Genomic DNA, 12778 nt, shown 5'->3' with positions numbered 1-12778 from the left:
ACTGGGCGGCCCGGGCTGTTCAGAACACGCTTGGCGTTCTGAACAATCGAAAATGGTGTCGTGAACCTTGCGACGCCGGGACGACCGCGCGACGGTTTCGACCGCGGGCTGCTCGCGCCGATGCTGCTCGGCGCGATCCTCAACCCGGTCAACTCCTCGATCATCGCGGTGTCGCTGATCCCGATCGGACGGGCGTTCGGCGCGCCGCCGTCCGACACGGCGTGGCTGGTCTCGGCGCTCTACCTGGCCACGGCCGTCGGCCAGCCCGTCGCCGGACGGCTGATCGACCTGCACGGCCCACGCCGCGCCTACCTCGTCGCGACGGCCCTGACGGGCATCGCGGGCGTCGTCGGCGCCCTCGCCCCGAACCTGGGCGTGCTGATCGCCGCGCGGGTGCTGCTGGGATTCGGCACGTGCGCGGGCTATCCCGCCGCGATGAGCCTGATCCGCAGCGAGGCCAAACGAACGGGACGCGACAGCCCGGCCGGGGTGCTGACCGTTCTCGCGGTCGCCACCCAGACCATCGCCGTCATCGGCCCGCCCCTCGGCGGGGTGCTGATCGGCCTCGGCGGCTGGCGGACGACACTCGCCCTCAACATCCCACTGGCGGCGGCCGGAATCCTCCTCGGCTTGCTCCGCCTGCCGAAACCACCGCCCGCGCGGGTCGGCGCCCGGCGGCTGCTCGGCGGCCTGGACCTGCCGGGCATGGCGTTGTTCACGGCGACGCTGCTCTCACTGCTGCTGTTCCTGATGGATCCGCGAACCGGCCGCCTGTACCTGCCCGCGCTCGCGGCCGTGGCGGCGGCGGGGTTCGTGGTCCGTGAGCTACGGGCGTCCGACCCGTTCATCGACGTGCGCGTCCTCGGCGGCAACCTGCCACTGATCACGACGTACACCCGTGCCGTGCTCGCCTATGTCGTGTCCTACTCCGTCCTGTACGGCTACACCCAGTGGCTCCAGGAGGGACGCGATCTGTCGCCCACCCACGCCGGGCTGCTCCAGCTACCGATGTTCGCGACCGGAATCGTCGTCTCCGCCGTCACCGGACGACACGAGGCGGTACGCGGCAAACTGCTCGTCGGCGCCGCCGCCCAGATCGCGGGCTGCGCCCTCCTCCTGGGATCGGGTTCCGGGAGCCCGATCTGGCTTCTCGCGGCGACCACGCTGCTGTTCGGCGTGCCACAGGGCCTCACGAGCCTCGCCCTCCAGAACTCCGTCTACCGCCAGGCCCCACCCGAGCACATCGGCTCGTCCGCCGGGCTGCTGCGCACGTCCGGCTACCTCGGCGCCATCCTCGCCTCGTCGGCCGCCGCGGGCTTCTTCCCCGAACGCGCCGACACTCCGGGCCTGCACCATCTCGCCTGGTTCATGCTCGCCATCTGCGTCCTGTTCCTGGCGGTGACGGTCGCGGACCGCTCACTGCGCCACGTCGGCAGGCCCTCTCCCGGGGATTGATAGGCAGCCCCTATAAGTCGGTCGCCCGGAACCGATTTCTCTTCTCCCCGCGCCTGCGGCACTCTGAGTGACATCAGCCGCTGGAACGGAACACGGCGGCCCAGCTGCGCCTCCCTGTCGGAGGCGACCTCTGACTCATGACGAAGGAGCATGCGTGCTTACTGTCGGTGACCAGTTCCCCGAGTACGAGCTCACCGCCTGCGTCTCGCTCGACGCGGACAACGCCTTCGACACGATCGACCACAAGACGCACCAGGGTAAGTGGCGCGTCGTGTTCTTCTGGCCGAAGGACTTCACGTTCGTGTGTCCGACTGAGATCGCCGAGTTCGGGCGCCTCAACGAGGACTTCGCCGACCGCGACGCCCAGGTGCTCGGCGCGTCCGTCGACAACGAGTTCGTCCACTTCGCGTGGCGCAAGGACCACCCGGACCTGCGCGAGATCCCGTTCCCGATGATGGCCGACCTGAACCGGGAGCTGTCGTCCGCGCTCGGCATCCTCACCGCCGACGGAGTGGCGCAGCGCGCGACGTTCATCGTCGACCCGAACAACGAGATCCAGTTCACGATGGTGACCGCCGGTTCCGTCGGCCGGAACGTCACCGAGGTGCTGCGGGTGCTGGACGCGCTCCAGAGCGACGAGCTATGCCCCTGCAACTGGAACAAGGGCGAGGACACCCTCAACGCCACCGAACTGCTGGCCGGGGTCTGACGGTGGGCGTCGACGCGCTGAAGTCCGCCCTGCCCGGCTACGCCAAGGACACCAAGCTCAACCTGGGCTCGGTGACCTCCACGTCGCAGCTCGGCGAGCAGCGGCTGTGGGGGACGGTCCTGGCCTGCGCCCTCGCCACCCGGAGCACCATCGTGATCCGGGAACTGGCCGAGGAGGCGGTCGAGCACCTGTCCGCCGAGGCGTTCGAGGCCGCCAAGGGCGCGGCGTCCGTCATGGCGATGAACAACGTGTACTACCGCGCGGAGGCGCTGCGCGTCGCCGCCGTCGTGAACGCGGCCGCCGCCACCCTGGAGGCCGAGGCCGCGCTAGCCCCCGTCTCTGTCTAATCTGAAACAGACAGGCCCGGGTGCACGCGCACCCGGGCCTTCATGCTGTCGGGATCACTCCCACTCGATGGTGCCCGGCGGCTTGGACGTGATGTCGACCGTGACCCGGTTGACCTCGCGCACCTCGTTGGTGATGCGGGTCGAGATCCGCTGGAGCAGGGCGTACGGGAGCCGCGCCCAGTCGGCCGTCATCGCGTCCTCGCTGGTCACCGGGCGCAGGACGATCGGGTGACCGTAGGTGCGGCTGTCACCTTGCACGCCGACCGACCGGACGTCCGCCAGCAGCACGACGGGGAACTGCCACACGTCGCGGTCGAGCCCGGCGGCGGTCAGCTCCTCGCGGGCGATCGCGTCGGCGTCCCGCAGGATGTCGAGCCGGTCGCCGGTGACGGCGCCGATGATGCGGATGCCGAGGCCGGGGCCTGGGAACGGCTGCCGCCAGACGATCTCCGACGGCAGGCCGAGCTGCTCGCCGAGCGCGCGGACCTCGTCCTTGAACAGGTTCCGCAGCGGCTCGACCAGCGTGAACTGGAGGTCGTCGGGCAGGCCGCCGACGTTGTGGTGCGACTTGATGTTGGCCGCGCCGGTGCCGCCGCCCGACTCGACCACGTCCGGGTAGAGAGTGCCCTGGACGAGGAACTCGACCGGTTCGGGGGCGTCCGGCGCGCCACTCTGGGGGGACGGCCCCGCAGACCCCCCGGAACCGCCCTTGGTGATCTCCCGCGCCGCCGCCTCGAACACGCGGATGAACTCGCGGCCGATGATCTTGCGCTTCTCCTCGGGGTCGGAGACGCCGTCGAGGGCCTTGAGGAAGCGGTCGCGGGCGTCCACGACGCGCAGGTTCACGCCGGTGGCGGCGACGAAGTCCTTCTCGACCTGCTCGGGCTCGCCCTTGCGCAGCAGCCCGTGGTCGACGAACACGCAGGTCAGCTGGTCGCCGATGGCACGCTGGACGAGCGCGGCGGCCACCGCGGAGTCGACGCCGCCCGACAGCGCGCAGATCACCCGCTTGGGCCCGACCTGCTCCCGGACGGCCTCGATCGACTCGTCCGCGATGTTGACCATCGTCCAGTTCGGGCGGCATCCGGCGCCCTCGTACAGGAACCGGCGCAGCACCTCCATGCCGTGCTCGGTGTGCAGCACCTCGGGATGGAACTGGACGCTGAAGAAGCCGCGCTCGCGGTCTTCCATCCCGGCGACCGGGGTCACGTCCGTGCTGGCCGTGACCGTGAACCCGGACGGTGCCCGGCTCACGTGGTCGCGGTGCGACATCCACACAGGCTGCGCGTTCGGCAGCCCCGCGAACAGCATCCCGGGCGACGTGACGGAGAGGGTCGCGCCGCCGAACTCGGCGACGTCGGAGTTCTCCACCGTCCCGCCGAGGGCCCGCGCCATCACCTGGTGGCCGTAACAGATCCCGAACGTGGGGACGCCGAGCTCGAACAGCCCCTCCGGCGCGGCCGGGGCACCCCGCTCGTACACCGAGGCCGGGCCGCCGGACAGGATGATCGCCTTCGGCCGCCGGGCGAGCATCTCCGCCGCCGGCATGGTGGACGGCACGATCTCGCTGAACACATGGCACTCGCGGACGCGCCGGGCGATCAGCTGCGCGTACTGCGCGCCGAAGTCGACGACGAGAACGGTGTCAAAGGACTGGTCTGCGGCCACCAAAGAACGCCCTTTCGCACGGGCCGGAACGAGGACACCAGTCTACGGGCGGTGCGGCCTGCGCCGATGCGCGGCCTCGTACGACCATCACGTGGTGCGATCCTCCGATAACGGTCAGCATCCATTTACCTTGACGGCACTCATGGAAGGGCTCCGGTCTGATACCTGTTGATAACACACCGTGTCCGACTGGCTCCCGTCCGCAAGCGTCCTCCCGAGGAGTGCCGTGAAGCTGCTCGCCGTCACCGCCCTGATCACCGCCATCGTTCCGGCCATCCCGGCGACCACGGGGCCGTCCACCGCGGGACGATCCACCAACGCGTCGTCCAGCCTCACGCGGGCCGCCGCGCCGTCGGTGAACGACTGCGCGCACGTGGGCGCGAGGGTGCGGACGGGAGGGCAGGGCCACGAGCGCAACGAGCTGACGCCCGGGGAGGCCGCCGCCGTCGAGCAGCGCCTCAACCGGATCCTGGACGGTCTCGGCCTGGGCCAGGGCACCGCCCCCGGCGAGCAGTCGACCAGCGGCGGGCTGCGCGACGCGACGCCGGTCAGCGTGCCCGTGTACTTCCACGTCCTGCACGACGGTTCCAAGGGCAATGTCTCCAAGGCGGCGATCGACCGCCAGATCAGCACGCTGAACACGTCCTACGCCGGGGGCGACGGGGGCGCCGACACCCAGATCTCCTTCAAGCTCCGCGAGATCACCCGCACCGACAACGCCGACTGGTTCAGCGACCCCGAGCGGTACGAGAAGACGTTCAAGCCCAGGCTGCGCAAGGGCGGCAAGAGCACGCTGAACCTGTACAGCGCGTACATCGGCGGAGACCTGCTCGGCTGGTCCACGTTCCCGTGGCGGTACAAGAGCGAGCCGAAGATGGACGGCGTCCTCATCCACTACGGCAGCATGCCGGGCGGCGACATCGACAACTTCAACAAGGGTTTCAGCGCCACGCACGAGGTCGGCCACTGGATGGGGCTCTATCACACGTTCCAGGACGGCTGCGGAGGCTCCGGAGACCGCGTCGACGACACCCCGGCCGAGCGCGACGCCACGAACGGCTGCCCGACCGGTAAGGACACCTGCTCGTCCCCCGGGGCCGACCCCGTGCACAACTACATGGACTACAGCTACGACACCTGCATGACGTCGTTCACCCCCGGACAGGGCACCAGGATGCACAACGTCTGGCAGGCGTACCGCGCCTGATCAGAGATCCCGCGCGGTTCAGGAGCTGGGCCCGCAGACTCGCGTCAACGGCCGAGGATGCGGGCGGCGTCTTCGGGCGGCAATCGCCGGACGGCCTCCCGTAGCGTGACCCCGGACATGGTGGCGGCGCGGGGTTCCACCCAGGTCACCACCCATTCCGGGTCCTTCTTGGACAGTTCCCGCAACACCCAGCCGAGGGCCTTGCGGATGAAGAACTCGCGTTCGCCGATCACGGCGTCGCCGAACCGGTCGAGCCTGTCCAGATCCGGGTTTCCCGCCCGGACGCCCGCGAGCAGAGCCAGGACGGCAGTGCGCCGTATCCACATGTAGGGGTCGCCGACCCACTCGTCCAAAACCGTTCCAAGGTCGGGGTGCCGGACGACCAGAGCGCCGACCACCTTCTCGGCAAGGTGGTCCACATATACCCAGCTCACCGAGTCGCGGATGAGCCGTTCGGCCAGCCGGACGTCGCGCGGTTCCAGCAGTGCGGCCCGCTTGGCGAGCACCTCCCCCGCCGCCATGCGCGCCTCGTGGACGGGACGCCCGTCGTCGGTCACGTCCCAGAAGGTTTCGGCAAGAGCGACCAACTCGTCCCGGGTGGGTTTGGTCTTCACCGATGACAGCGCCAGCTTGCGCAGCGTGGGCACCGGCACGCCGATATGGACGTACTCACTCTTCAGATAGCGCTTTTCATGCGCGGCCCGAACCGGGTCGGCGTCGGCCCGCATATCGGCCATGACCCGAGCCGCCTCGCCTCTGACATCCATGCGGACACGCTACGCCGCCGCGCTAGGGCGCCGTATTCAGCGTTGCTCGCCCTAATTCGTCCAAGTTTGCCAAAGACGTGATGTTTGTTCGCCTCCACTCTTGTTCCAGCAATCACTCCGCTCCCCCTGCGCGCGCGCCTCCCACGCACGCAAGCCCCCGCGAGGAGTTCCATGAAACGCGCCGGAATCGTCAGCGTCCTCGGCATGCTCGCCACCGCCACGGTCACCGCCACGGCCACCGGGGCCGCGCCCGCGGTCCTGGCGGCGCCCGCCCCCGCTGCCGCCCCCACCCATTCGGCCGCCGCCCGCTCGACCGCCTGCGACGGACCCTCGCTGGCCCGCGTCCGAGCCGGCGCCCACGCCGTCGAGCCGCACCAGCCCGGCCGGGCCAAGGTCACGGCGATGGAGAAGGACTTCAAGAACCGCCTCGGCAAGCTGCGGAAGCAGCGCGTGAAGGCCATGACCGTCCGCGTGCACTTCCAGGTCGTCTACGGCAGTGCCGGGAACGTGCCCGACGCGACGCTGAACAAGCAGATCGCCGTCATGAACGCGGCCTACGCCGGAAGCGGCGTCTCGTTCACTCTCGCCGAGGTCAAGCGGACGCAGAACGCGACCTGGTTCTCCGACCCCGAGGGCAACGAGCAGGCGATGAAGAGCGCCCTGCACAAGGGCAACGCGCAGGACCTCAACTTCTACACCGCCGACCTAGGGTCGAGCCTCCTCGGCTGGTCGACCTTCCCCAGCGACTACCGCACCCAGCCCGCGATGGACGGCGTGGTCATCCACTACCAGAGCCTCCCGGGCGGAACCCTCACCAACTACAACGAGGGCGACACCGGCACCCACGAGGTGGGCCACTGGATGGGCCTGTTCCACACGTTCCAGGACGGCTGCTCGGGCCCGGGCGACCAGGTGTCCGACACCCCGGCCGAGGAGAGCCCGGCGTCCGGCTGTCCGACCGGCCGCGACACCTGCCCCGCCGCCGGAGCCGACCCGATCCACAACTACATGGACTACGGCTACGACTCCTGCATGACGGAGTTCACGTCCGGCCAGACCAAGCGCATGCAGGACCAGTGGGCCGCCTACCGCGCGTGACCCCGTGCCTGGGCGGCGCGCTCAGGTGATGTCGATGATCGGGAGGGTGAGGGCGCCGGGCGCGTCCGCCGGGACGACCGGCTCCATCGGCGGGACGGGACCGACCCGCCGGTAGGGGTCGCCCATCGCGGGACGCGGGTCGTCCTCCTCCCGGTTGGGCCAGAACGCCATGGCGCGTTCGGCCTGCGCGGTGATGGTCAGCGACGGGTTGACGCCCAGGTTGGCCGAGACCGCCGAACCGTCCACGATGTGCAGCCCCGGATGCCCGTAGACCCGGTGGTAGGGGTCGATGACGCCGGACTCGGCGGAGTCGCCGATCGCGCAGCCGCCGAGGAAATGCGCCGTCAGCGGGACGTCGAACAGGTCGCCCCACGTCCCGCCGGGCATGCCGCCGATCTCGTCCGCGATCAGCCGGGTCGCCTCGTGGCCCTCCGGAATCCACGTCGGGTTGGGCTCGCCGTGCCCCGCCGACGCGCGGACGTCCCAGCCGAACGGGCCGCGCTTCGGGCTCAGCGTGATCGAGTTGTCGCGGGTCTGCATGACCAGCGCGATGACCGTCCGCTCGGACCAGTGCCGCATGTCCAGCGACTGGAGGACGTGACCGGGGTGCCGCATCGCCTCGCGCACGAACCTCAGCAGCCGGGGCCTGTGCTTCTCGCCGGGACGGTCACCGTCCACGAGGAGCGTCTGGAGGCCCGCGAGCAGGTTCGAGCCACGCCCGTACCGAACGGGTTCGATGTGCGTGTCCGGGGCCGGGTGGAACGACGACGTGATCGCGACCCCGGTGGAGAAGTCGGGGCCCGCCTTGCGGTTGGCGCGTCCGCCGCCGAGGATCGCCTCCGAGTTGGTGCGGGTCAGGGCGCCGAGACGGTCGGACAACTGTGGGAGGCGTCCAGTCACCTTCAGCTTGTGCAGAAGCTTCTGCGTGCCGTACGTACCGGCGGCGAAAACGACCTGCCCGGCAGTGAGGGTCTTGCGGTGGCGTCCGAACGACCGGGTCCGCACGATCTGGACCTCGTAACCATCGTCAAGGGGTTGGACGCTCGTGACGCGGCTGAGCGGCATGACCCGCGCCCCGGCCTTCTCCGCCAGATACAGGTAGTTCTCCGTCAGCATGTTCTTCGCGCCGTGGCGGCAGCCCACCATGCATTCGCCGCATTCCAGGCAGCCGCGCCGCCGGGGGCCTGCCCCGCCGAAGTACGGGTCGGCGCTCTCGACCGCCGCGCCGTCCCCGAAGTACACGCCGACCGGCGTCCTGACGAACGTGTCGCCCTTGCCCATCCGGTCGGCGACCCGCCGGACGACCCGGTCGGCCTCGGTGGTCGTCGGGTTCTGGACGACGCCGAGCATGCGCCGGGCCTGCGCGTAGTAGGGGGCCAACTCGTCCTGCCAGTCCGTGATGTGCGCCCACTGCCGGTCCTTGAAGAACGGCCCCGGCGGGACGTACAGGGTGTTGCCGTAGTTCAGCGACCCGCCGCCGACGCCCGCCGCCGCCAGCACCATCACCCGGCTCGACTTCGCGCCCCGGATCAGGTGCATCCGCTGGAGGCCGGTGAGCCCGAGCGCGGGCGCCCACACGTAGCGGCCGACGCGCCAGTTCGTCTTCGGCAGCCCCGGATACCGCGCCCCCGGAGTCCCGGACTGGCCGGTGTCGAAGCGGCGGCCCGCCTCGATCACCCCGACCCGGTACCCCTTCTCGACGAGCCGCAGCGCCGCCACGCTGCCACCGAACCCCGACCCGATGACGAGCACGTCGAAGTCATGCTTCACAGGGCGACCCCTACTACTTGATCCGCAGTCTCTTCATGATCTTGACTCCGGACGCCATCAGGTCGGCGAACCGGTCGTAGCCCATGCCGCCCGGGGGTTCGAGGTCGAGGAGGTGCTGGCTGGCGACCGTCTGCGACTCGGTGAACTTCAACAGGCCTCCTGGGGACGAACCGGTCGTACACATCCTCGTGCACGTACATACGCTCGATCGAGATGCAGAGCTGCCCGGCGTTGGTGAAGCACGCGCGGACGGCGCCGCGCGCGGTGCGCTCCACGTCGGCGTCCGCCATGACGATCATCGGGTTCTTGCCGCCGAGCTCCAGCGAGTAGCCGACCAGCCGGGGCGCGACCTTCTCCGCGATGGCCCGTCCGGCCCGCGTCGAGCCGGTGAACGCGACATAGTCGGCGTTCTCCACCAGCGCGTCCCCGATCTCGGACGGCTCCCCCACGACCACCTGCCACAAGTCCTTCGGCAGCCCGAGCTCGACCAGCAGGTCAACGACCCACAGACTGGACAGGCACGCCTGGGTGTCCGGCTTGTGGACGACGGCGTTGCCCGCCCCCACGCCGCCTGCGCCTTCCGCGCCCGCTCGTAGGCCGCGCGGACGTCATCGGCACCGGAGATCGGGACGGTCGAGAGAGCCTCCCCGGTGAACGGGCTCTGGACCACCACGGTCTCGGAACCGTCCGAGGCGACCCGCGACGCCAACCGGTCGAGCGGGGCAGGAGATGCCATGCTCGCAGCGTATGATCCCCCGCCCACCTCTGGCTACCCGCAGGTAACGCGCTGGCCGGCCGATTCGCCGTGCTCCTCCCGTTTTCCGAAATCCCCACCAACCGGACCGTTCCAAGCCAGGCGGACTTCCGCAACTCGGAGACCGACCGCGTCCGACCGGTGTATTCCGAAGGGCAGGAGAGAGATTCTCAGGAGGGATCAACCCATGACGGACGGCCACCCCGAGGATGACGCGGCGCCCCCACGCCGGAGCCGCCGCGACGAGACCCGCGCCGCGCTCCTCACCGCCGCCGAGCGTCTCTGGGCCGAACACGGCATCCACGGCGCCTCGCTCGACGACATCGCCGCCGCGGCCGGGCTCACCAAGGGCGCCGTCTACTCCAACTTCGCGGGCAAGACCGACCTGCTGCTGGCGCTGATGGAGCGATTCACCAGCGACCCGTCCCCCACCGACGTCTGCGACGAGCTGCGCGCCGCCGAACAGGACGCCGACCCCGAGGGCCGCTGCTCGGCCCGCACCACCCCCGACGACCGGGCTCGCCAGCTCGCCCTGCTCCTCGTCGAGTTCTGGCTCTACGGCATGCGCGACTACGCCGCCGGATGGCGCATCGCCGACTGGTACGCCGAACGCCGCGCCCACCTGGCCAGCCAGCTCGCCCCCACCGACGACCTGGCCCCGGGCGACCGCGCCATCCTCACCATGGCCCTCGACTTAGGCCTGGCCTTCCAGCACCTCCTCGACCCCGATCGAGTCCCCACGAATCTCTACAAGACCGGCAAGAACCTCGTCCAAGGCCACCCCCGCCCCTGACCCCGTCCGGCGGGTCACATCGCCGGAGGCGTGCCGCAGAGCGCGAACGCTTCCACCTTGGAATCAGGACTGAGCATCGCGACCTCCCAGCCGCCGCCGTCGCTGGCCGGGTTGTTCGCCTTCACGTAGTCGTGGATGGCTCCGTCACCGGCCTGCGCGAAGCTACTGGCGGAGTAGCCGCCGCTGGCCGCCAGGGCCCCGGCGGGACAGGTCGCGGTCGAACGGTTACCGCCGGCCCCCTTCACCACCTGCGGGGCCTGGTCGCTGGGAACGCAGATGGCGAACGCCTCCACCTTGGAGGCGGGGTCGAGCATCACGGCCTCCCAGCCGGTGCCGTCGCTGACCGGGTTGTTGGCCTTCACATAGTCGTGGATGGCTCCGTCACCGCCCTGCGCGAAGCTACTGACGGAATAGCCGCCGTTGGCCACCTTGGTCCCGCCGGGACAGGTCGCGGTCGAATGGTTGGCGCTGGGCCCCTTCACCACCTGCGGTTGTGCCGCCTCGGCCGAGGGGCGGGCGGCGTCCTCCGCCGCCGGAGCCGAGGCCGCCGCCACGGTCAGCGACCCCGTCGCGAGGAGGGTGCCGACGAGCAGGGGCAGGGGGCGTAGCTTGCCACGCATGTGATCTCACCTTTCGCCGTTGAACCGAGCCTTCATAGTGAGGCCGTCACATCAACCTAAAGTCAGGATTGATAACTGAGAGTGACCGCTCTGGGCACACTGTTGTGGCCGAAGGCCGCTACGGAAGTGGCGAGTCACAGTGGTTTACGGACGTCTCAGCAGGCTCCGCCGGGCTCGGAAGCCCCGTGGCTCAGGTGGTCAGGGCGGTGCGGGCCTTGGTGAAGGCCTTGACGGCGTGTTCAACGTCCTGCTCGGTGTGGCGCGCGGACAGCTGGACGCGGATGCGGGCCTTGCCGTGTGGGACGACCGGGTAGGAGAAGGCGATCGCGTAGACGCCGTGCTCCAGCAGTTTGTCCGCCATCCGTCCGGCCTGCTCGGCGTCCCCGATCATGACGGGGACGATCGGGTGCTCCCCGGAGAGGATGTCGAAGCCTTCGACGGTCATCCGTCCGCGGAACAGGGTCGTGTTCGCGTAGAGGCGTCGGCGCAGTTCTCGGCCGTAGCCGGGGGGCTGGTCCGCGAGGAGGTCCAGGACCTTGATCGAGGCGGCGGCGATCACGGGAGCGAGCGAGTTGGAGAACAGGTAGGGCCGGGAGCGCTGGCGCAGCAGTGCCACGATCTCCCGTCGCGCGGCGACGTAGCCGCCGGACGCGCCGCCGAGCGCCTTGCCGAGGGTGCCGGTCATGATGTCGACCCGGTCCATCACGCCGTGCAGCTCGTGGGTGCCACGGCCGGACGGGCCGACCAGGCCGACCGCGTGTGAGTCGTCGACCATGACCATGGCGCCGTGGCGTTCGGCGAGGGCGCAGATCTGGTCCAGGGGCGCGATGTAGCCGTCCATGGAGAAGACGCCGTCGGTGACGATCAGTTTGCGGCGGGCGTTCCCTGCCTCTTGCAGCTGCCATTCCAGGTCTGCCATGTCGCGGTTGGCGTAGCGCAGGCGGCGTGCTTTGGACAGCCGGATGCCGTCGATGATGCTGGCGTGGTTGAGGGCGTCGGAGATCACCGCGTCGCGTTCGTCGAGAAGGGTCTCGAAGACGCCGCCGTTGGCGTCGAAGCAGGAGCTGTAGAGAATGGCGTCCTCGGTTCCGAGGAAGGCGGAGAGTCTGGCTTCGAGTTCCTTGTGGACTTCCTGGGTGCCGCAGATGAATCGCACCGAGGCCGTGCCGTAGCCCCAGCGGTCCAGGCTCTCCTTCGCCACGGCGATGACCGCTGGGTCGTCGGCGAGGCCGAGGTAGTTGTTGGCGCAGAAGTTGAGGACCTCGCCGGGGCGCCCACCGACGGTGACGGCGGCGCTCTGCGGTGTCGCGATGACGCGCTCGTGCTTGTGCAGGCCCGCGTCCCGGATCTCGTCGAGGGTGGCCTGGAGGTTCTGCCGGACGGAGTCGAGCATCAACTGGTCCAATCGAGGATGACCTTGCCGCAGCGGGCGTCGGCGGCGTCGGCGAAGGCGGCCTCGAACTCCTGGAACGGGTACCGGCCGGTGATCACCGGGCTCAGGTCCAGGCCGCCCTCCAGCAGCACCGACATGGTGTACCAGGTCTCGAACATCTCGCGGCCGTAGATGCCCCTGAGCGTGATCATGGACAT

General features: G+C 69.8%; 12 protein-coding genes and 1 pseudogene. 6 read left to right on the top strand and 7 right to left on the bottom strand.

Going from position 1 to position 12778, the window contains the following annotated elements; genetic code table 11:
* The first annotated feature begins 60 nt into the window (after window positions 1–60).
* The 3 genes from ABD808_RS23540 (at window position 61) to ABD808_RS23530 (ending at window position 2511) form a co-directional block, all read left to right on the top strand.
* A complete protein-coding gene (locus ABD808_RS23540) occupies window positions 61–1455 on the top strand; it encodes an MFS transporter (protein WP_344900246.1) in 1395 nt (464 codons plus the stop codon).
* Between the two features lie 154 nt (window positions 1456–1609).
* The gene (locus tag ABD808_RS23535; RefSeq protein WP_344900244.1) at window positions 1610–2164 is read left to right on the top strand and encodes a peroxiredoxin; all 555 of its coding nucleotides are present in this window, start codon (window positions 1610–1612) and stop codon (window positions 2162–2164) included.
* 2 nt (window positions 2165–2166) lie between these two features.
* Window positions 2167–2511 (top strand): hypothetical protein, encoded by a 345-nt coding sequence (locus ABD808_RS23530; protein WP_344900242.1) that lies wholly within the window; start codon window positions 2167–2169, stop codon window positions 2509–2511.
* 54 nt (window positions 2512–2565) lie between these two features.
* Here the strand turns inward: ABD808_RS23530 and guaA are convergent, their stop codons facing one another.
* Window positions 2566–4179 (bottom strand): glutamine-hydrolyzing GMP synthase, encoded by a 1614-nt coding sequence (guaA, locus tag ABD808_RS23525; protein ID WP_344900240.1) that lies wholly within the window; start codon window positions 4177–4179, stop codon window positions 2566–2568.
* Between the two features lie 226 nt (window positions 4180–4405).
* On the opposite strand from guaA, the gene ABD808_RS23520 reads away from it, so the two are divergent.
* Window positions 4406–5386, top strand: a complete 981-nt coding sequence (locus ABD808_RS23520) for a zinc metalloprotease (RefSeq protein WP_344900238.1) — start codon at window positions 4406–4408, stop codon at window positions 5384–5386.
* A 44-nt stretch (window positions 5387–5430) separates the two neighbouring features.
* Here the strand turns inward: ABD808_RS23520 and ABD808_RS23515 are convergent, their stop codons facing one another.
* The gene (locus ABD808_RS23515) at window positions 5431–6153 is read right to left on the bottom strand and encodes a DNA alkylation repair protein (RefSeq protein WP_344900236.1); all 723 of its coding nucleotides are present in this window, start codon (window positions 6151–6153) and stop codon (window positions 5431–5433) included.
* Window positions 6154–6324: 171 nt separating this feature from the next.
* On the opposite strand from ABD808_RS23515, the gene ABD808_RS23510 reads away from it, so the two are divergent.
* Window positions 6325–7251, top strand: a complete 927-nt coding sequence (locus ABD808_RS23510; RefSeq protein WP_344900234.1) for a zinc metalloprotease — start codon at window positions 6325–6327, stop codon at window positions 7249–7251.
* A gap of 21 nt (window positions 7252–7272) precedes the next feature.
* Here the strand turns inward: ABD808_RS23510 and ABD808_RS23505 are convergent, their stop codons facing one another.
* On the bottom strand, window positions 7273–9021 hold the full coding sequence (locus ABD808_RS23505; RefSeq protein WP_344900232.1) for an FAD-dependent oxidoreductase: 1749 nt from the start codon (window positions 9019–9021) through the stop codon (window positions 7273–7275).
* 158 nt (window positions 9022–9179) lie between these two features.
* A pseudogene (locus tag ABD808_RS38575) lies at window positions 9180–9757 on the bottom strand (aldehyde dehydrogenase family protein); the annotation flags it as partial.
* 205 nt (window positions 9758–9962) lie between these two features.
* Here ABD808_RS38575 and ABD808_RS23490 point away from each other — a divergent pair.
* The gene (locus ABD808_RS23490; RefSeq protein ID WP_344900228.1) at window positions 9963–10568 is read left to right on the top strand and encodes a TetR/AcrR family transcriptional regulator; all 606 of its coding nucleotides are present in this window, start codon (window positions 9963–9965) and stop codon (window positions 10566–10568) included.
* 14 nt (window positions 10569–10582) lie between these two features.
* Here ABD808_RS23490 and ABD808_RS23485 read toward each other — a convergent pair whose 3' ends face one another.
* The 3 genes from ABD808_RS23485 to ABD808_RS23475 all read right to left on the bottom strand — a co-directional run bounded on the left by ABD808_RS23485 (window position 10583) and on the right by ABD808_RS23475 (window position 12772).
* Window positions 10583–11188, bottom strand: coding sequence for a hypothetical protein (locus ABD808_RS23485; protein WP_344900226.1), 606 nt, complete (start codon window positions 11186–11188; stop codon window positions 10583–10585).
* A 190-nt stretch (window positions 11189–11378) separates the two neighbouring features.
* On the bottom strand, window positions 11379–12593 hold the full coding sequence (locus ABD808_RS23480; protein ID WP_425548969.1) for a glycine C-acetyltransferase: 1215 nt from the start codon (window positions 12591–12593) through the stop codon (window positions 11379–11381).
* Window positions 12581–12772, bottom strand: coding sequence for a hypothetical protein (locus ABD808_RS23475; RefSeq protein WP_344900514.1), 192 nt, complete (start codon window positions 12770–12772; stop codon window positions 12581–12583). The genes ABD808_RS23480 and ABD808_RS23475 overlap by 13 nt, the downstream gene beginning before the upstream one ends.
* Window positions 12773–12778: the final 6 nt, after the last annotated feature.

Source organism: Actinomadura meridiana (assembly GCF_039537545.1).
In the GTDB taxonomy this organism is placed as follows: Bacteria; Actinomycetota; Actinomycetes; order Streptosporangiales; family Streptosporangiaceae; genus Spirillospora; species Spirillospora meridiana.
The sequence above is the reverse complement of the archived record's forward strand: the minus strand, read 5'-3'. Positions and strand labels throughout refer to the sequence as shown.